The organism is Leptospira weilii serovar Ranarum str. ICFT, assembly GCF_000332415.1.
Lineage (GTDB): Bacteria > Spirochaetota > Leptospiria > Leptospirales > Leptospiraceae > Leptospira > Leptospira weilii_A.
Map to the genome: position 1 here is coordinate 82923 of NZ_AOHC02000026.1, position 19595 is coordinate 102517.

A 19595-nucleotide genomic window follows, 5' to 3' on the forward strand; every position below is an offset into this window, starting at 1 on the left:
TCATTGTTTGTTATAGCAGATAAAAAGCTGCTCTAATTGAGATTAAATCTCTCTGAAAAACGTGAGTTCGGTATAACAAATGCGAAAGCGATTATATATTTCGACCCATAGGGAGAAATATTGAGTTTTAATTCCGAAGGAATTGGAGCGAAAAGCGCGGTCCAGCCCAAAAACCCGAGCGCCGCCGCTCTCTATGGATCGCAGCGCCGGGGCTGGATTCGCCCAAATTTTCAACCATCGAACTCACGTTAAAAAGCATATGATCCGACAAAGGGCTAGTTCCAAGGAGATCCATGAAAACCGTATTCAATCGAATTACCTTCCTCGGATTGGTAATTCTCACTCACTCACACTCGCTTTGGGCCGTTGCCAGTAACAACAGAAACGCGATCAATGCAAGATACGAAGGTTTAGCGGGCGTTAACTTTGCGTTAGGCGGTTCTCCCATGGACGTCGCCCTCAATCCCGCAAATTTATACCTAACAAAAGGAAAAAAAATAGAATTCGGTTTAGGAGCCAGTTACGGCCAAGTGAAATTCAAAGATCGGTTTCTGGATCCGGATCCGAGTTTGGATTACTCGAATTCCAAATCAAGATCCGGAGGAGGCCCCGCGCCCTACTTTGCGGTAAAACTCCCGGTGACCGATAAAGTCGATTATGGATTTGCGACGTACATATCCGGGGCGGTGGACGGGGCCGCGGAAAAGATCGATCGGAATACTCCCACGGGAGATTCGGTGAACCAATGGAGTGAACTCAATCTACCCGGAGCCTTAGGAAGCGGTAAAAGAATCAAAGAAACCACCCAAAACAAAGCGACTTTCGTAAAGGCAGTGAACGGTTTTTCCGTCAAGTTTGGAGATCTTTCCTTAGGCGCTACGTTAGAGTTGAACTACGGAACTCAAAGTCGTACCGTAAAATATTACGACGCTTCGGGAACCTTTGAGATTCCGGGCCAAGGATTTCGTTATGACAGTAGAAAAAACGCTCTCGCACTGAGTGGGATTTTAGGTTCGAATTATACGGTTACGGATTGGCTCAGAATCGCCTACATATACCAATCGAAAACGAGTTTTCCATTGGACGGCAGTTATACTTTCGGCGTAGACGATCCTCGTTATCGATCCACGGGAGTGTCCTATCAGTTCAGTACTCCGGAGAAACACGGCCTTGGATTTGCAATCGGTCCTGAAAATCTAAAAGTAGCGATCGATTTCGTTTATACGAATTACGGTTCTTATTTGAAAAACATTCGGCAGGATTTGGCGGATCCTTGGTATCCGAATCTGCAAGGAAGAAATTCAAACGTTACCGCACATTTGAATTACAGGGATCAATGGGCCGCATTGATCGGTCTCGAACATAAAATCACGCCGGAATGGATCTATCGTTTGGGATACAGTTATAATTCTCCGGTGGTTTCCGGTAACGGTTTGAACGGAGCGCAGGGTATCGTGTTGACTCTCAATCACGTGATCGCAGGCGGTTTTAGTTACTCGCCCGGACCCTGGAGTTTTGATTTTGGCGCCACTTACTTTCTTCCCGGAAAACAAATCGAAGGCGGTAAAGGTACGGACTGGGCGATCACCCACGGAACTTACGGACCCGACCAAAAAAACTTAACGGGATATTCTTACAGCGGCCAAGCCCTCAATTCGATCGGGATCAACTTCGGAGCCACCCGTTTTTTATCGGATTGAAGCGAGATCGCGCGCATCGTTTTAACGACGATGGCTCTTTCATCTGTTTCTAAAATAGAGGAAGTTCTAAAACCTGAAAGAAAATTTGCAGGAGTTCCCTTCGAGGTGTTAGGGGTTAGGAACTAGGGTTTAGGAGTGACCTCCAGTAGAAATTTTGGATTCCTCAAACGTAAATTCTTCCGGAAGATGATTTTGCAAAAAATCAAGAGCATCGCAATACTTTATCTTTTTTGCGGAAGACATAATAAATTTTTAATATTATGCAACGGCTATATTGCGTTTAACTTCACAACTTCAAATATTCGCTTTTGAGAATGAACGATCCTCTCGAAACGACCTTAGCCCCTTCTTTGAGACCGGCCTTGATGACGATCTCTTCTCCCACGGTATCCGCCGTGATCACTTCGGTCGCTTCAAAACTTCCGTCTTCGTTTTGAAGAAACACGACGGACTTTCCTTCTATCTCATGAACGGCTTCGAGAGGAACGGTGTGTCTCGGTTCTCCCCCCGAATTGGCGACGATTCCTTTTACCTTTGCGGTCACGGACTGGCCGGGTTTTAACTTTCCGTTTCGATTGGAAACCATGATTCTCAGTTTTGCGGTCCTTTTGACGTTATCCAAAATCGTTCCTACATACGCGACCTCTCCTCGTATCCCCGGAGATTTTTCATCTCCCAAAGGATACACGATCGCATCCGCACCTTCCGAAATGGAACCGATATCCTTTTCGTAAACTTCAAGCAAAACCATCAGATTGGTAAGATTGGCGATGGTGAACAAGTCCTCGTTTCTGGTTACCTGTTGTCCTTGCACCGCTTTTCTTTCGGTGACTTCTCCGTTGATCGGACTTCGGAGAACAAGATTGGAGGAAACGTAAACGCCTCTTTCAATCCCCGCGATTTCTCCGGGAGTGAGTCCGTAGTTTTCGAGTTTGATCCGGGTCGTTTCGACTTCGGTCTTAGCGGTTTTGTATTGCATGTTCGCGAACTCGTAGTCTTTCGCGGAAGTCACTTTCATATCGAAGAGTTCTTTGGCGCGATCGGCCTGCAATTTCAATGCTTCCAAGCTGGCTCTCGCTTTTACGTAGGAAGCCTCGACTTCTCCGAGCATCACGGAGGAAAGAATCGCAAGCGGAGAACCCTGGCTGACTCGATCGCCCTCTCTCACGAGAACTTTTTTGACTCTCGCTTCCACGGTGGAACCGGCTCTCGCCATACTTTCGGGATCGTAGGAAATTCTTCCCGGAAGCGCGACCTCGTCGAACGCGGAAACCTCTTTAAGCTCGACTAACGTCAACGGATGTCTTTTTAATATTTCTTCGGATACGCTGAACCTCTTTTTATCGACGACGGTTTGTTTTTTTTCGTCCGGCTTTTTGGAAAAGAATTTTTTGTAACCGAAGTATCCCGCGCTTAAAATCGCGAGAAGAACGAATGTGGTTTTATATCGTTTTATGAAATGGATCATACGAATCTCCGGGGTTTAATCCCTCTCCGTTTTTTTTCCGACCGCAGCCTTATAGATTTCGACCGCGTTGTAATAAAGATACAATACTTCGTAGTAATCCCTGAGAACTATAAGGTAATTTTTTTCGGCCTGTAGGAAGGTTACTTGATCGGACGCGCCTCGCACGTAGGCGATCCTGGACTTTTGTTCCAACTGTTTATTTTTTTGTAATAGATCGATTCTTTCGTATTTTGCGAGAAGCTCCTCTCTTGCGAGAAGTTCTTTTTTGGAAGCCTCTATCTCTTCGTTGACTTCCCTTTTTTTGGCTTCGAGAGCGAGTTCGAACTTCTTGTATTCTTCCTTTGCGGACAGAACCTTTCCCTGACCTCTGTCGTTTACGGGAAGAGGGATCGTCGCAAAAACCCCCGCGTAGTGTTCGTTGCCCTTGATCCTCCATTCCCCCCCGACTTGTAAATAACCGAGGGCTTCCCTTCTTTGGAGATCGATGTTGAGTTTCTTTTCTTTGACTCTTTCCTCAAGTGCGGCGATATCGGGACGATTGACGGGAGCCGTCTCCTTCAATTTCAGTCCGAGATCCTCCAAGGACTTGAATTTCATTTCCGTTTTAAAAGCGAAAATTCCTTCCGCCTCCCGGATTCCGGAAAGTATTCGAAGTTCCTTTTCCACGAATTGTCTGCGAACGAGAGCGTCCCGATAGAATTTTTCGACCTGGATCCTTTCCAATTCAAGTCTTTCAAATTCCAGAGGAGAGATGTCCCCTTTTTCGACCCGAAATTTCGTAAGCTCCAAAAGGTCGCTGTAATTTTCGTAAAATTCTTTATTATAATCTACTAAATTAGTAAGAAATAAATAAGCCCAATAGTTCTGTCTAAGTCTGAGCCGAAAGAGCCTGTCGAAATTATCGAATTCTACCCAAACCGCTTCGAATGATTTTTTCGCCACCTTGGACCTGAGAGAAACCACTCCGTATATGTCCAAATCCTGATAGAGCCCGGGAGCGAGTTCCATACTTCCGCCTTGCGATCTGTTGGCGCCGAGAAAATTAGGATCGGACGGTCCTCCTCCCGGTACTCCGATAAACTGCTGTTGGAATTGTACGACCGGGTTTTTATAAAGAGAGGCGGTGATCACCTTTCCCCTTTCGATTCCCATATTTTGTTTTTCCGCGAGATAAAGCGGATTGTTTGCGACCGCATACTCCGTCAGCTTTTCCACGTCCCAGTCTATGATCTTTCCGGTAAAGGAAATCGGATTCGCGTTAGTCGTGTTTTGCGATTGTGTTTGCGTTTGCGACGGTTGTGTTTGCGTTTGCGTTTGCGACGATTGCGATTGTGTTTGCGTTTGCGACGATTGTGTTTTCTCTTCTTGGAAAATCGAAGAATTCTTTTCGTCGAACCCGGTCGGCGTTCGGTCTCCTTGCGATTTTTTTTCGTTGAACGACTTTTTCTTTTCCTCGACGGCCCCGGATTCCAGAGGAATCACTTCCGTATAAATCGGAGAAGGCGGGAAAACAAATCCGAGAAAACCGAATAGGAAAAGTACATTTACGAACCTTCCGGGTTTGAACCTAAGATTGCGGATGTCGCAATTTTCGGACTTTCCAAAAAAGAATATTCGAAACTTGGAATGATCCCCGGACTTGAGCGTCCCGATCCCGTTCCGATACGAATTCGGAAAAATTTTTAGCTCAGAGAAGAATTCGTTTTCAAAAAACGATTCTTCTTTCGGATTTTTTAAAACATTCTGTGAAGATACCATTTCCCCTGCACTTTCTTAAAGTATGGATTGAGAAGCTCCTTTCCCAGTTCTATGTTATTTTTAAATCCGAGTTTCAATTCGCATTCCGTCATACTTTCATAATAAAACTCGACCTCGATCCCGCCCGAAAGTAAAAACAAATCCCGAACCGTTCTTACGTTTTCGGAGTTCTTTTGTTTTTTCAGAAGTTCCCGATCGAAAAAATACGTCTCGAAATAATTTCCTTTTTGGGAGAGTTCCTTTTTGATTTCTTCCCGGGTCCAAATTCCTTTCAGATCCAATAACAATCCGTCTTTCGGAGAAACCCGATCCGGTAGTTTGGAAAAATCCTTCCCGATCGTATCTTCCACCAAGGTTTTGATCAATTGTAGAATTTCGGGCGTGTCCTTGGAGTGATCGCCCGTGTGACCCGCAAGAAATACCTTTCCGGCCCGAATTTCCGGGGATTTTAGGTCCGTTTCGGTAAGGAACATTTCCCTTTCCGAACTCGATTTACAGGTAAAGGTCAAAATCAGTCCGAAAACGAGGGAGATCCCGCATATTTTTCGGAAAAAGGATCGTTTGCAAAGAAGGTTCATTCGGATTTCCAGGTTCTCAAACAGGGAACGCGCCCAATCTCTGAAAATCAATCCGAAAGTCGAATCAAAGTTTTGTTTTTCTGCGTCAGTCCGTTTTAGTGGTTAGGTTTTAGGGATTAGATTTCAGAAAATTTACAGAAGAGAAAAATCATGCTTTGATAAAGTCTAATCCATCTATTAGGAAAATTCTTCTGAATTCTGTCCACTGAACCCTAACATTACCCGCCTTTCGTTTCCTGACGAAGCGTTTTTTTCAAAAGTTCTTCCAGATCCTTACCGCCGATCACATTGAGTAAGGAAACATTCTCCGTAAGAAAACGTTTGGCGCCTTCCGTAAACTCCGCGTCGCCGATGATAAAAGCCTTATCCACACCCAACTCATTCAACTGACCGATCGTATCCCGAAGAAAAATATCCGAAATTTTCGCGTCCTTCCATTTACGAAATTTGAATAAAGCGCGAGTTTCCTTGTCCGCTTTGTTCAGACCCGTAAGATTGAGACCGTCCCCTTCTTTGTTGGGCACCTCGCGACTCACGGTATAATTCAGAGCCGTCACGATTCGAACGCAGAGATTCTTGAACTCGACCCCTTTGAGTTGACGAAAGTGATCCATAACCCCGACGCCGATTTTAGAAACGTCCGAAAGAAGTTTATTCCCTTGATCGTCCAAGATCCCCTTGATATGAAAGGACTTGGAAGACTTGAGTCCGGAGAGTTCATAAAAACGTTCCACGGGAAAAAGTTCCCCGAAAATCCTAGCGATCTCGTCGTCCAAGGAAAAATGATTCTGGGCCGCCTTATTCGGATCGGTTCGTTTGGTTTCCAATTGGAATTTGTAGTTCGCAAGTTCCAAAATTCTTTGGTCGTCGATTCTTTCGGACTCCGCTTCGATGAGATACTCGCTCGCTTCTTCGAGTTTACCGAGTTTGACCGCCAAAAGAGAAAAGTGAACGTCGGAGTCTATCATCTCCTGTTTCCAACCGCCGGTCCTCGCCATCTCCATACAAAGTCTCGCGTGTTTGAGACCTTCTCCCAAATTCTTTTGAAGGATAAAACAACACATCAAAAACTGAAAGACCGTATAACGTATGTAATCGTCTTCGACCAGATCCGCAACGGAGTTTGCAACCTTGACGGCCTCGTCGTATTTACCGTCTCTTGTCAAACTGAGAGCGTATAAAAAACCTCCGACCGGAGAAGAGGGATCGAGATCGTACGCCTTTGCAAAAAATTCGACCGGGTTTCCTTTTCTAAGAATCGCGGAGATCACACCCTTACCGATAAAGAGGGAAGCGATTTTGATTTTATCGTCCGCAATCTTACCTAAGAACCGATCCGCGATCATAAATTCTTTTTGTCCTAGGGCCATAAACCCGATTCGAACGTTGGCTTCCGGATTTTCCGGATCGACCGTAACGGTATCCAAATAATGAAACAGAGCTTCTTCGAATAAATCCTGTTGGTAGTAGATATCCGCGATTCGGTTGGAAACGGCGACCTGGTTGATTCCCTTTTCGTAAGTCCCGATCTTTTTGATTTTCTCAAGATGACGGGCCTCGTTGATCGTATCCCCTTCCATCGCGTAGATTTTTGCGATCACATAATGGGCCCGGACGTTCGAGGGAGAATTGTCCAAAACATCCCGAATGACCGCTCGGGCGTCGACGTAATTTCCCATCGCGGCCAGGGCTAGGGCCTTTTCATAAGAGTCTTTCTTGGTCTGAATCAGAAAGGATCCAAACGCAACGATCAGAATGATTCCAATGGCAACAAGAATGACGAAGATCATTTTTTTTGTTTTTCTTTCAGGTTCCGGTTGGTAAATGGATAAAATCCTGGAAATTGGTCCGGGCAGGATCCAATTTTAGGATAAAATCAATCCTTTTGTAGAAACAAAAACCAGATGGGAAAACTTACCTACTTCAGATTTGCGTACTCCATTGTAAAACGCGATATTACGATCAGTGTACTTCATATAGGATTTTCCGCTTTATTTTGTTTTTTTCTGATTTTCGGGATCTTTCTACTCAGGATGGATAAGGCCCCTTCCAACTCTTCTAGTATCGAACTCTTCCGGAATTATCCTCAGTTGGTTTTATGGCTCAGCTCCGCCGGATTGATATTTATGGCGATTACGAGAACCCTCCTCAGAACTTCGGATGCCGGAATTATGATGGCTGTCGGGGGAAATCGAGTCGGAACGATTCGCCTTTTAGTCGCCGAACTCTGGATTTTACACGGAATCGGATTTTTCTTGAGTATGCTCACAACCGTTTTTTTTCCTCCCTGGGTGGCCGAAGGTTCGAGTTTATTCGATTATGCGAAAGCGTTTTCGATTTGTATCGCTCTCATCTCCGGAATCGGATCGATTCTGTCCTTGATTCTCACCTATTTGGATCCGTACCGATCGATTCGGAGGGGAAAATGATTCTTCGCATCAACGATCTTTCCCGAGAATACGGAAAATCGAGGGCCGTAAACGGAGTCTCCTTCGACATGAATCAATCCGACTACGTCGCGATCGTAGGTCCTTCCGGCTCCGGAAAAACGACATTACTTTCCATGATCACCGGAATGCTTTCCAGCACCTCGGGAGAAGTTTACTTCGACACGACCAAGGTCAGCGATATGAGCAACGGAGAACTCGCAAACTTCCGCGCGAGAAACATCGGTCTCATCTTTCAGTTTTCGGAATTACTTCCTCACTTGGACGTCGAGGAAAATATTCTGCTCCCCGCGCTTCTCGTGGGAAAATTCAGTCAAAAAGAATATCAAGAAAAATGCGAATACCTGATTCAAAGTCTTCATCTCGAATCCATTCGCAAAAGTTATCCGAGTAAACTTTCCGGCGGTCAGATTCAGATGACCGCGATCGCCAGGTCGCTTATCAACGAACCCGAACTTCTACTCGCGGACGAACCTTCCGGGGATTTGGATCCGGAAAACAGCGAACTCGTACGCAACCTACTCTACGATTTCAATTCGAGAGGACTTACGATTCTATTAGTAACTCATGATATGAATTTGGCATTCGACGCAAAAACGATCTATGAAATGAGAGAGGGAGAATTTACCCGGGTGGTAAAGTGAAATCCTATCTGGGAATCGATATCGGAGCCGGAAGTATCAAAGCAAATCTCGTAGATCCCGACGGAACCGTTTTGAAAAGCGCTTCTCGGACTACGGGAGTGGAAACGAACGAACAACAATTTTTGGATTCTCTTTGTGACATCGTCGTCGAGATGAAAGATTCTTCTCTCGCCGCGATTGGGATCGGTAGCCCCGGACCGATCGATTCCGAAAACGGAATTTTGATCCAATCGGCCAATCTTCCCCTACTCAAGAATGTTGCGTTAGTCGCTCCTTTAAAAAGGAACTTTCAAATTCCAGTATATTACAATAACGACGCGAACCTCGCCGCGTTAGGCGAATATCGTTTCGGTCTCGGAAAGGGATCTCCCAGTTTGGTGATTTTGACTTTGGGAACGGGACTCGGAGGCGGTTGGGTCTATCAAGGAAAATTGTTCCAGGGTTACAAAGGAAGCGGAATGGAAGCGGGACACGTTACGTATCTTCCCAACGGTTCCCTCTGCGGCTGCGGACAAAGAGGTTGCACCGAAGCGTATTTTAGCGCGAGCGGATTTTTAAATCGATACCGGGAAAAAACGGGAACCGGTTTGAGTTCCGCGGAAGAATTTTTTGATAAAAATCGAAAAGGAGAATCCGCCGCCTCGACTTTGTTAAACGAAGGAATCGAAGCCCTCGCTCAACTTTGTAGAGGACTGATCCATACGATCAATCCCGAAAAGATCGTGTTCACGGGCGGACTTGTAAAGTCCTGGGATCTTTTCGGAAATCCTTTGAAAGAAAGAATCCGGGAAATCATCTTTCCGATTTTCAGAACTTATACACAAATTCTGCCCGGAGGTAACGTTTCCGGGACGTTAGGCGCGGCTGCGTTTTGTATGGAGAATCAAGAATGAGCGAACACAATTGTATTTTCTGCAAGATCGTCCGTAAGGAAATCCCCTCTAAGATCGCGTTTGAAAACGATGAAATATTAGCGTTTCATGATATTTCTCCTCAGGCTCCGGTCCATATCGTATTTATTCCCAAAAAACACATAACGTCTCTCGCCGAAATCGGAAACGAAGATTCCTCTTTGCTCGGAAACGTTCTGCTTCAAATCAGAGACACCGCAAAGAATCTCGGATTTTCCGATAACGGATACAGGGTCGTGAACAACACGGGAAAAAACGGAGGACAAACCGTCTTTCACATTCACTTTCATCTTTTAGCGGAACGCCAACTGCGTTGGCCGCCGGGTTGAACCAGGAGTTTTTCATTGAAACGAATTTTATTCGGAACCGTAGTCAGCGTAGCCGCCCTCGGATTTTTATTTTCAAAATTGGATCTGAGCGAGTTCGCACGGATTCGGGAACGTTGGGAACCCGTCTATCTCATTCCGTTTTGTCTCTCTTCCGCTTGGGGTTTGATCCTTTTTTCCTGGAGATGGCATCTTCTTATGGGAAAACAAATCCGCTTCCGTTATGCGCTCCTTTCCTCCTTTATCGGAGTGGGAGCGAATATGTTTCTTCCCGCGAGAGGCGGAGACATCTTCCGTTTATACTTTTGTAAAAAAGAATCGTCGCTTCCATATCCCACGCTCGTTACGGCGCTTTTTATCGAAAAAGTATTGGATTTTTCTTTTATATTTTCCGCGGGAATCTGCGCTCTGATGTTTTTGGGAATCAAGGACGAAAGCAGCGATTCTTTCCTGATCGTGTCCTCTCTTGTGCTCGCCGGAATTTTTTTAGGGTTGATCGCCGTTCGATTTTTAAACGATACGATCATTTCCATTCTTGCTTGGGCCGCGGGTCTTTTCGGTAAAAAAGAATGGTTCTTGCACAAACTTTCGCATTATATCCGCGACCTCGGAAGTTTTTTAGTTCTCAAAAGATTCATTCTTCCCGCCGTTCTGACCGCGTTTACTTGGTCGATCGGATACGCTCTCAGTTACGGAATTCTACTCAAGTTAGTCGGCATTGAGATGAGTTACGCCGGGATCGTACTCATCATGTTTGCGGGCGCGGTCGGCGTGATGGTTCCTTCCGCTCCTTCGGGCGCGGGTGTGTTTCACGCTTCGGTCACTTCTTCCTTCGTTCTCATGGGTAGAAAAGCCTCCGAAGGTTTGTTCTATGCGACGACCGTACATCTCGCGCAGTTCATTTTACAGAGTGTGTTTGCCGTGATTCTTTATTTATACTGGATCGTGGACAGAAGAAAACGCGGATTAAGTAAAGCGGAATTTTCTCTCAAAGAATCGGAAGTGATCGAAGAGGAAAGTTCCGGAGAAGAGACGACGTAACGATTTCTCATAAACGTGAGACTCAACTTGCAACGATCCCGGTTCGGATATCCCGAGCGATTTCATCGATCCGTTAAAGATTTTTGTAATTCGTACGGTCTCGTATGATGAAGTGAGCGAATCCAAATCCAGTGGAACCCGCTCGCATTCGATGAAGTTCGTTCTTAATTCCGATTCAGTTTTTCGGAACCTTGCCTACAAACGTTTTCGTATCCAATTTTCCGGTTGAGGATGGAACGCTCACCGAATACCGAATCGATTCAAAACTAAATGTCACCGTTTCCAACGGCTGATCGCCGCCCCCGCCTGTGCTAAAGCTCGACACGATTACGTTCGTGAGATGAACCTCCATCGCTTTGTAATTCGTCGCAGCCTTATTTCTTCGATAGTAGGTTAAAATGACTTCGGGAATCAAACCGCCGCCCGCACAACGTTCCATCCAATAGGCGGAGTGTAGATCCAAATACTTTGTAAGAGTGTAATCTTGGTAAACCGGACGGTAACTAGGTCCGTCCGAAGTAAGGGGCATGGATACTCCATGGCTAAACGATAGAGCTTCAAACTGTATCTTATCACCTTCCTTTTGTTGCGAGGGATCCACAACTTTTACGATCATCTTATTGGTCTGGTCGATATCTTCCGCATACAACGGTAGAATCAAGAGGATCGCGATTAGGAAACAAAATTTCTTGAACATTTTTTTCTCCAAAAAAGTTATTCTTTTATAGATTTGAAGAGAAGAGAAAGATTCGCTCTCGAACGTTTTTTACGTCTGTCCTTTTAGCAATCGGAGTTTCCGACAAAATCTCGAAACCACGATCTTATTCCCGGTCGGTTTCGCAATTTGATTTTTCAAACGAACTTTTAAAATAAAACCAATCTTGGAATGAAATCAGAGCCTGTCCCAAAACTCAAAACAATCGCAGAGATTCGCGGCCATTCCGATAAAATCGGACGGTTGGCGGACAAACTCTAAACATCTTTAGAATTATCGGAAAATTAATTTTTTACGATTCCTATTTCATTCAAACGATTTGATAATAAAAATTGTAAATTTTTTCAACAAGTCTATTTACGATTTCGTACGTTTAAAAAACTTCCGTCTTTAAAAAGCTTGATTCAATGAATTTATTTGGCAATTTGAAAGAATGAAACTTCGTTTGATCCTCTGGGTTTTAATTTTCAATTCCTGTTTTAGTTACGGAATTATCAAGAGGATAACTTCTGTTTCGGATACGAAAGAAACGGAAGTTTGTAGATTCAATCCGCGTCAATGGTCCTATCAAAATTCGACTCTAATACTGCATGCGGAGTTCGATTTCTGTAACGGAGAAATGATTGCGAAAACGTATTGTTTTCAGGATCCGTTTGAAAATTCTTATGAACATAAGGTTTTAGAATTAAAAGATACCTGCGAATTAGAGAAAGATAAAATATTCAAGAAGATTCCGATTATAAGATCCGTTCTTAAAAGTTATTTTCTCGTTTACGATAAAGAATTACAAAAAAAATATTCGCCTAAATACGATTACCTGGATTTACAAAATTCTTTTTTAGAAAACCTAACATCAAAAAGAAATGAAGGAAACTTAATATTCAGCGACTATCATTTCGATCCCTACTACTCAAAAAAATCGTTCGAAGAAAAGATTCTCAAGAATTTTGACAGGTTTTCGTATTTTGAATCGGACAATCAATCCATCTTAGTTTATCTGGGAGAAGAACTCATTACGGAATTTTTCTACGCTCAAGAAAAAAGAAACTTTCAATGGACGGGCGTTAACTCCGCCAATTCAAAACCGATCAGAAAACTAAATAAAATACCATTCAATTCGGAAAGGATTGTAGAAGTAAATTTGAACGGCGGCGCTCGCCCCGTTTTTCTTACGGACTTTACTCCTTTATTTATGAATCAAAATTCAAAACTCAGAGAGATTGAATTGCATACGAAAGAAAAAAAAATTTATTATCCTTCTCGGTTTTTATTCAACGGCGGGCTTGTTTTACTGATTCCTCCCGCTTTGATTCTAGATGTCCTTACGTTTCCGTTTCAAATGTTCGGAAATTTTTCTAAAAATCTTGCCTGCGCCTACTACGAAGGACCGAATTGTAAAAACCCTTGGTACGATCCTTAATATTCTTTTTCCTTCCATAATCCCCGATAGCGCCGTAGCAAAAATTCCTAAGAACTTTCGGCTTTCAATGCGATGTTATAACCTTATCCACAAGTTCTTTAAAAGTGAGAACTATCACAGACCTTGAGTTCTTCCGTAAAATATGGGAACTATCACAAAACTTGAATTGCACATTGTAGAAAAGCTCCCTGCAAACTTTCCAAATCAAAAGTGCAAACGCAGAGTTCCATCTTCGCTAAAAAATAATTCTCCAATTTTAGTTTGCAGGGATCCTCCGTCCGATTGCAATTTAATTTAACGCGAGTTCGGCGTAACCAATGCGAAAGCGATTGTTATTTGTGACCCGCAGAGCGACCTGCAACGAGATCCTTTGTGAAAGCGCTCACAGTAACGATGACTTGAGAATCAACCTATAACTTGAAATAAATTCGCAACGGATTTTATTCAATCCAATCCTACTTTTGAGCCAACGGCAAGATTCAATCGCTAAAAATTTTTAAATCTATCAGTATAGTAGAATTTACTAAATTCGTAATTTTTACTTTTCGAAAATTCATATATTCTATTTTTTAATTATTTCCTTCAGTAAAATCCAATCCAAGTCGATTTCAATCTCGATATACGGAAGACGGAAAAAGTCAATGAGCCGACGTCGATTTGCAATTTTATTAATGTTCTAAATATATTTCTGCGAATTTGCGGGGGAAGGAAATTGTGACTTTTCAATTCTCCGATTCTTTGCAAAGTTCAATATCACTCGGAAAGAATTACGGAAATGGAATGAGATTTTACTACAGTGAAAAAACTATGATTAAAAAACCGGGAACCATCCGACAGGCAGACAAAAGAAACCCCGCGTATGTGGGGAAAATGAGTTTTCGAGCATTTCTGGTACAGCCACACTCGGTCCAACCCCCCTAAAATGAGGGAAAATATATTGCCCAACCCTGTCGGATTCCCTGAACCCAACTTAAAAAACAATCCAATGGAAGCAGCCTTCTTTTATTTTTCAAATTAATATTAAAATTTTGGCACAGCTACACTCTTTGTTTTTATTGACGAAGAAATCTTACTCCATATATTTGGTCCAATGGAGGTCATATGACCAAAAAAATTACGAAAACCAAAAAAGGCAGCAGCAATGGAGAAATCCTGGGGCCCTGCAATCCGAATGATAACTGGTCGTCGCCGAACGCAACTTCAGAGGTCATTGAGGAGATGGTTCTGGAATGTCAATTTACGTTAAAACGTCGAGTATCGTATCGTTCGGATTCACATCGTGTGTAACCGTATATTAACGTGAGTTCGGTATAACCAATGCGAAAGCGATTGTAGTGGAAATTCCGAAGGAATTGGAGCGAAAAGCGCGGTCCAGCCCTGGCATGCAAGGGCTGGATTCGCCCAAATTTTCTTACATCAAACTCACGTTATATTACGAATCGATTCGAATCAAACGACAACAAACAAGCGTGGTTAGAAAGCCAGATGGAGTAACCACCTGGCTTTTACGAATATGCGAAAAATTGTATTGGCGGTCCGCACGACCGTCAATACGTGCATGGGTAAAAGAAATATCTTATAAATGAAAATTTCAAGAATAAAAGAAAGGTTAGAATGGAAATTCCTCTTTGAAGCAATGCCCGTTCGTAGGATAGAAACGAAAAATATGAGCACAATGAAAAACGATTTCTTCCAAAAGATCGTATGACAAATTCTTTTCCGCATCTACAACTCTGGGGAAAAGCGGCGAGGCGCGACGCATCCGACTGGCATCCTTTGGCATATCATATGTTGGATGTCGCCGCGGTGGCGGAAGAGGTTTTAGAACGAGAACCGGAAAGAACACGACAACTTTATGCGGAGGATTACTGTCTTTCGTGGGAAGATGCAAAAAGATGGATTCTATTTTTTGTCGGCCTTCATGATTTAGGAAAAGCGACTCCGGCTTTTCAGTATAAAGTTGAAGAACGATTACCTCAACTGGAGAAAATAAATTTAACAATCGGTAAAAATACTCTACTAAGATGGAAAACAAAATCTCCGATCTCACATGGTGAATTATCTGTAAAATTACTTAAAGAGACTTTGTTAAATTATGGTTGGAAGTTTGAAGCCGCTAAATTGATTGCGGAGGCCGTCGGTATCCATCATGGTCATAGAACAAACGCAAATAAACTACGCGGAATTTCCCTTGAAGAAGAAGGTGAAGCAAACTGGCTGGAAATTAGAAACGTTTTAATTCAATCTTTATTGGATGTGTTCCAAGTAAATTTGGATTCCATACCGGCGCTTGAATCCTTACATCCGGGCGGTTTTATGCGATTAGCCGGGTTAGCCTGTTTTTCGGACTGGATCGGTTCCAATACGGACTATTTTAAGTACGATAGAAGTTCGGATAAAAGTTTAAGTGAATACTATGCGAATGCACGAATAGAGAAAGTCAAAACGGCATTGGACTCCATTGGTTGGCACAACAGAGTTTCTTTACAAAAGACGACGATAAAATTTGAAGATGTTTTTTCTTTTCCGCCTCGTCCGCTCCAATCGCTAATGGCGACTATCGTAGATAACGTAAAAAAACCGATTCTCATTTTGATCGAAGCTCCTATGGGCGAAGGAAAAACGGAAGCTGCGTTATACGCACATCTAAGATTACAAGAGCAACTCCAACATAGAGGTTTATATGTTGCTCTTCCTACACAAGCCACAGGCAATTCCATGTTCAGGAGGGTTTCGGAATTTTTAGAAAGTATGAAACATCCACATCCTTTGGATCTACAACTGCTACATGGCGCATCGTTTTTAAATGATAACTTCACAAAATTAAAAATGAGAGGTATTTATTCTACAAATTCTAAGTCGGCTAATGTTTTGGCAGAGGAATGGTTTACTCATAAAAAACGCGCGCTGCTTTCCGATTACGGCGTCGGCACCGTCGACCAAGCTTTATTATCCGTAATGAATGTTAAACATCAATTTGTCAGAATTTGGGGTTTAGGAAATCGGATAATTGTTTTAGACGAAATTCACGCCTACGATATGTACACCTCAACTCTAATTGAAGCTTTAATCGAATGGTTTTTTGCATTAGGTTCTTCTGTTATTCTTATGAGCGCCACGCTGCCAAAGAATAAAAAGGATTCTTTGTTACGCTCTTTCGGAGCGGAGAATATGAATTATGCGGAATATCCAAGAATAACTTATCTGAATAACGGAGAAACCGAATCCCATTCCATCTCTATCCCCAAAAACCCGGATCGAAAAATGGAACTGCAACTTAAATCGGCGCCTACCGATATAAACGATTTATCCGACCTTTTATTAAAACTTGTCGGAGACGGGGGTTGTGCCGTGTGTATTGTAAATACAGTTCAACGAGCACAGGATATCTACTCATGTTTAAGTGAAATGAAATCATCCGATATCGAGCTATTTTTATTCCACGCGCGATTTCCGGCAGAGGAAAGAACAGGAAAAGAAAACGATATTTTAAAAAACTTCGGGAAGGATTCATTCGAACAAAGACCAAAGAAAGCGATACTGATAGCAACACAGGTAGTTGAACAAAGTTTGGATATAGATTTCGATGTAATGGTTTCCGATCTTGCGCCCATCGATTTAATTTTACAACGTGCCGGTAGATTGCATAGACACAAAAGAGAGAATAGATTTTCACATTCTATCCCGACTCTTTATATTTCCGGACTAAACATTCAAATAGGCTCACTTGGTTTCGGAAAACCTTTATATTGGGATTACGTTTACGAAAGACACATCCTTTTGAAAACTTGGTGGATTTTGCAGAACGAAACAACGATTCATTTACCGGATGAAATAGATTCGTTAGTGGAAACCGTTTATGGTGAAACATTGGAATTCAAAGTTCCCAAAGAACTTTTAAATGAATTAGAAAAAAGTAAAGAGAAAATGAATAAAACTTCGGACGAGGACAAATCAAATGCCATTCACACGGTCATCGGTTCTCCTTTTGACGGTTCCTGGAAAACTCCACCACAATTGAAACAAGAAGAAGACGATGATTTAAACGTTCATCCTCTATTTATCGCAAAGACGCGAAAAGGTGATCGGAGTATAACGGTGATTCCGATTTTTCAGAAAGAAAATAAAATCCATTTAGATTACAAAACGGAAATCGATTTTATTTCTGAAATTCAATCTGATTTAGCTAAGAAAATATTTATGCGCTCTTTGAATTTAAGCAGAAAAGATATCGTAAAAGAAATATCAAATAAAAAGATCCCCGAGAATTGGAAGGAAAACGCACTTCTTAGAAATTGTTATCCATTAATCTTAGAAAATAATAAAACTACGATCGGTTCGTTAGAAATTAGTTATCATAAAGAACTTGGAATTGTGTATAAAAGTAATACTTAGGAGAACTCATGTTCAGCTTTAATCTAATCACTGAAAAATGGATTCCAGTAAAAACAGTATCCGGCGATATCAAAGAAGTCAGTTTAACCGACGCTCTTCTAAAAGCGAGGGACTATAAAAAAATTGAAGATCCTTCTCCTTTGGTTGTCGCCTCGTTATACCGATTCCTGCTAGCCGTTTTACACCGAGCCTTAAAAGGTCCCACGGAAGTGAGTCAAAATGTAAATTGGTTCGAAAACGGATTTCCTGAAAAAGAAATCCTAGACTATCTCGAAAAGTGGAAAGATCGATTTGATTTGTTTCATCCGAAGTATCCGTTCTATCAGGTTGCGGATTTACCGAATGAGTTTATGAAACATTGGCACATTCTTACCGCCGAATCCGGAAGCGGTTCGACGAGTACATTATATAATCATAATAATAGAAAGAATTTTGCGGAATGCGAAGAAATAGCCTCCCCCTCGTTAATCGTTAAGAAAATTTTAGAACATCAGAACTTCACTTTAGGCGGTCTCATCCGTAAAATACAATATTCTCAGGGTAGCGCACCTTCCGCTACTTCCGCAATTATGATTTCTAAAGGAAAGGATTTACATGAGACCTTTTGTCTAAACCTTGTGACTTACAATAACAAAGAAGCGGACATTGATACGCCTGTTTGGGAACGAGATAGTCAAAAAATGAATTTAAAATATATGAAAGGAAAAGTCACAATAACAAAAGGAAAAAAAGGAGAAGAGAAAGAGGATTGTCAGGGAGCCAAAGAATCCATTCTTGGATTCACAAATTTATATACTTGGATAAGCCGTTCTATAAAAGTCCTACCTGAAAAAGTCGATGATCGAATCATAATTAAAAATATTTTGTATGCTTCCGGAATTTCAATTAACAGAGAAACGAACATTCTCTTTGATCCGATGGTTTCCTATAAAAAAAGCATTAAGAAAGGGTTAATAAGTATTAACCTAAATAAAGATAAGGCGTTATGGAGGGACTTTAACTCCATTCTCCCTCAAGCGAATAACGGCGATTTAGTCTCAAAAGTATTAAACCATTCATCCGAGTTGGTATCGGATATACAAAGTAAAGAACCTATAAAATTATCATTTTATGGTCAAGTTTCAAATAAAGGAAAAATTGAATTATACAGAAGCGAACATTATAATATATCAAATATAATCATAAAGAACCGCAGATATGTCGAATCTCTCAATAAAATATTAATAGATTCGGAAAAAACGTTCTCCTTTCTTAAAAAGGCAACCTTTGATTTATTGATATTAACTGAGCCTTTATTAAAAGATGAAAAAGAAAATAAAAAAAATCTTTTATGGAAGAAAGTATCAAATCCTCCGCCTCCTAAAGAACAACCGCTCATAACTAAATTAAGAGCGACTATCCAAAAACTTCCATCTACGATAACTTATTGGTCTACGCTAGAATCTCAATTCTCAACTTTCCTTTCGCAGTTCACCCATTTAACTCCTGAGGACAATGAAAACTGGTGGTTACAAAAACTTATCGAGACGGTCAATATCTCTTGGCAAAAAACTTGCGATAGCATTGGTATTAACGTCGATTCGATGAAAGCGATAGCAATCGCCCAACGAACAATCGACATACATTGTTTGTATCTAAGCAAATTAATCAATGGAGAAGAAAATGTCTGAGGAAAAATTTGAAAATGAAATAAAATTTATCAAAGTGTTACAAAAGCTTTCCGAAGAAAACACAAAGGCAATGGCTGAACTGAGAAGAAGTCTTTCCTACGATTTGACTACTTATCCGAAGTCGTATCCTTACGTTGAATGGGCTGTTGAAAATTTAGGAGAATGGAAAAGAAAAGCTTACTACCTAGTAGCCGGCCTTTTTGCACTTCACAAGATTGAAGACGGTAGCCTCTCAACCAAACGGAATTTAGGCGCTACAATCTTTCAGCTGTATAAAGAAAACGACGAATCCAAAAGTATCGAACAAAGATTCATTAACCTTTTAGAGAGCGACGAAGAAGAATTAGCTTATAGACTTCGACAAATGATTTCTCTACTCAAGGGAAAATCAATCAACTGGACTTTACTGTTGTACCACGTCAAGTATTGGAACCGGACGGATAAATGGGTTCAACAAAAATGGAGTAGAAGTTTTTACAAAAACTTTTCAATGACAAAATCAGAATCATAAGATAATCAAAG

The 19595-nt window shown here is 41.9% G+C and carries 15 protein-coding genes; 10 read left to right on the forward strand and 5 right to left on the reverse strand.

Translation table 11 applies throughout. The features are described 5' to 3' along the window. The first annotated feature begins 293 nt into the window (after positions 1-293). The gene (locus LEP1GSC060_RS08255; RefSeq protein WP_003001309.1) at positions 294-1700 is read left to right on the forward strand and encodes an OmpP1/FadL family transporter; all 1407 of its coding nucleotides are present in this window, start codon (positions 294-296) and stop codon (positions 1698-1700) included. A 286-nt stretch (positions 1701-1986) separates the two neighbouring features. Here LEP1GSC060_RS08255 and LEP1GSC060_RS08260 read toward each other — a convergent pair whose 3' ends face one another. The 4 genes from LEP1GSC060_RS08260 to LEP1GSC060_RS08275 all read right to left on the reverse strand — a co-directional run bounded on the left by LEP1GSC060_RS08260 (position 1987) and on the right by LEP1GSC060_RS08275 (position 7294). Next, positions 1987-3168 (reverse strand): efflux RND transporter periplasmic adaptor subunit, encoded by a 1182-nt coding sequence (locus LEP1GSC060_RS08260; RefSeq protein WP_003000956.1) that lies wholly within the window; start codon positions 3166-3168, stop codon positions 1987-1989. Positions 3169-3183: 15 nt separating this feature from the next. Next, on the reverse strand, positions 3184-4926 hold the full coding sequence (locus LEP1GSC060_RS08265; RefSeq protein ID WP_003001315.1) for a TolC family protein: 1743 nt from the start codon (positions 4924-4926) through the stop codon (positions 3184-3186). Next, positions 4902-5504, reverse strand: coding sequence for a hypothetical protein (locus LEP1GSC060_RS08270; RefSeq protein ID WP_003000932.1), 603 nt, complete (start codon positions 5502-5504; stop codon positions 4902-4904). The genes LEP1GSC060_RS08265 and LEP1GSC060_RS08270 overlap by 25 nt, the downstream gene beginning before the upstream one ends. 218 nt (positions 5505-5722) lie before the next feature. Continuing rightward, positions 5723-7294 (reverse strand): tetratricopeptide repeat protein, encoded by a 1572-nt coding sequence (locus LEP1GSC060_RS08275; protein ID WP_003001106.1) that lies wholly within the window; start codon positions 7292-7294, stop codon positions 5723-5725. Between the two features lie 114 nt (positions 7295-7408). On the opposite strand from LEP1GSC060_RS08275, the gene LEP1GSC060_RS08280 reads away from it, so the two are divergent. The 5 genes from LEP1GSC060_RS08280 to LEP1GSC060_RS08300 are packed head-to-tail and all read left to right on the forward strand — an operon-like array spanning position 7409 to position 10873. Then, on the forward strand, positions 7409-7933 hold the full coding sequence (locus LEP1GSC060_RS08280; protein WP_003000851.1) for a hypothetical protein: 525 nt from the start codon (positions 7409-7411) through the stop codon (positions 7931-7933). Then, positions 7930-8595 carry an ABC transporter ATP-binding protein gene (locus LEP1GSC060_RS08285; protein WP_003000984.1) on the forward strand — a complete coding sequence of 222 codons (666 nt, stop codon included), beginning with the start codon at positions 7930-7932 and terminating at the stop codon, positions 8593-8595. Before LEP1GSC060_RS08280 ends, LEP1GSC060_RS08285 begins: the two co-directional genes overlap by 4 nt. After that, positions 8592-9488 (forward strand): ROK family protein, encoded by an 897-nt coding sequence (locus LEP1GSC060_RS08290; RefSeq protein WP_003000794.1) that lies wholly within the window; start codon positions 8592-8594, stop codon positions 9486-9488. The genes LEP1GSC060_RS08285 and LEP1GSC060_RS08290 overlap by 4 nt, the downstream gene beginning before the upstream one ends. Next, the gene (locus tag LEP1GSC060_RS08295; protein ID WP_003000883.1) at positions 9485-9835 is read left to right on the forward strand and encodes a histidine triad nucleotide-binding protein; all 351 of its coding nucleotides are present in this window, start codon (positions 9485-9487) and stop codon (positions 9833-9835) included. The genes LEP1GSC060_RS08290 and LEP1GSC060_RS08295 overlap by 4 nt, the downstream gene beginning before the upstream one ends. A 15-nt stretch (positions 9836-9850) precedes the next feature. Further along, positions 9851-10873: a lysylphosphatidylglycerol synthase transmembrane domain-containing protein gene (locus LEP1GSC060_RS08300; RefSeq protein WP_003000927.1), complete on the forward strand. Its 1023-nt coding sequence runs from the start codon at positions 9851-9853 to the stop codon at positions 10871-10873. A 175-nt stretch (positions 10874-11048) separates the two neighbouring features. Here the strand turns inward: LEP1GSC060_RS08300 and LEP1GSC060_RS08305 are convergent, their stop codons facing one another. Continuing rightward, positions 11049-11570 (reverse strand): type VI secretion system tube protein Hcp, encoded by a 522-nt coding sequence (locus LEP1GSC060_RS08305; RefSeq protein WP_003000842.1) that lies wholly within the window; start codon positions 11568-11570, stop codon positions 11049-11051. 451 nt (positions 11571-12021) lie between these two features. Here LEP1GSC060_RS08305 and LEP1GSC060_RS08310 point away from each other — a divergent pair, with 451 nt between their 5' ends. The 4 genes from LEP1GSC060_RS08310 to casB all read left to right on the forward strand — a co-directional run bounded on the left by LEP1GSC060_RS08310 (position 12022) and on the right by casB (position 19584). Continuing rightward, a complete protein-coding gene (locus LEP1GSC060_RS08310; RefSeq protein ID WP_003001052.1) occupies positions 12022-13008 on the forward strand; it encodes a hypothetical protein in 987 nt (328 codons plus the stop codon). Positions 13009-14712: 1704 nt separating this feature from the next. Further along, positions 14713-17403 carry a CRISPR-associated helicase/endonuclease Cas3 gene (locus LEP1GSC060_RS08315; protein WP_003001266.1) on the forward strand — a complete coding sequence of 897 codons (2691 nt, stop codon included), beginning with the start codon at positions 14713-14715 and terminating at the stop codon, positions 17401-17403. An 8-nt stretch (positions 17404-17411) separates the two neighbouring features. Then, positions 17412-19073, forward strand: a complete 1662-nt coding sequence (casA, locus tag LEP1GSC060_RS08320; RefSeq protein ID WP_003000823.1) for a type I-E CRISPR-associated protein Cse1/CasA — start codon at positions 17412-17414, stop codon at positions 19071-19073. Next, entirely contained in the window at positions 19066-19584 is a 519-nt protein-coding gene (gene casB / locus LEP1GSC060_RS08325; RefSeq protein ID WP_003001109.1) for a type I-E CRISPR-associated protein Cse2/CasB, read from the forward strand. Before casA ends, casB begins: the two co-directional genes overlap by 8 nt. The last annotated feature ends 11 nt before the right edge of the window (positions 19585-19595 follow it).